The sequence below is a fragment of the Sphingosinicella sp. CPCC 101087 genome (assembly GCF_004151485.1).
GTDB lineage: Bacteria > Pseudomonadota > Alphaproteobacteria > Sphingomonadales > Sphingomonadaceae > Allosphingosinicella.
Map to the genome: position 1 here is coordinate 1 of NZ_SBFF01000044.1, position 542 is coordinate 542.

Here is a 542-nt window from a genome sequence, read left to right on the forward strand (position 1 = left end):
GGCGCCAACAGCTATTCCGGCGGGACGCGGATCGAGGCGGGCATCGTGCGGATCTCGAGCGACGCCAATCTCGGCGCCGCGGGCGGGGCGCTGACGCTGGCCGGCGGCACGCTGAACAGCGCCGCCGACGTCGCGTCCGGCCGCGCGGTCGCCCTGAGCGGGCTCGGGCGGTTCCTGACCGACAATGACACCACACTGACGCTGACCGGCCAGCTTTCCGGCGCCGGAGCGCTCCTCAAGGCCGGCACGGGTACGCTGGTGCTCGCCGGGATCGGCAGTCATGGCGGCGGCACGAGCGTCGATGCGGGCACGCTGCTCGTCAACGGCGACTTCTCCGGTGCGAGCGGAGCGACCAGCGTCGGCTCGGGCGCGACGCTGGGCGGCACCGGCAGGATCGGCGGCGACGTCAGCCTCGCCGACGGCGCGATCCTCGCGCCGGGCGCCGGCGGCGCGGGCACGCTCACCATCGGCGGCGACCTGTCGCTGGCCGAGGGCGCCTCGCTCGCCTTCGAGCTGGGCCAGGCGAACGTCGCCGGCGGCGC

Annotated in this window: 1 protein-coding gene; it reads left to right on the plus strand. The window is 75.8% G+C overall.

Features of this window, described 5'->3' with window-relative positions:
- Window positions 1-542 (plus strand): autotransporter-associated beta strand repeat-containing protein (locus EKM57_RS21685; protein WP_206185548.1); only part of this gene is annotated, 542 nt, incomplete at both ends.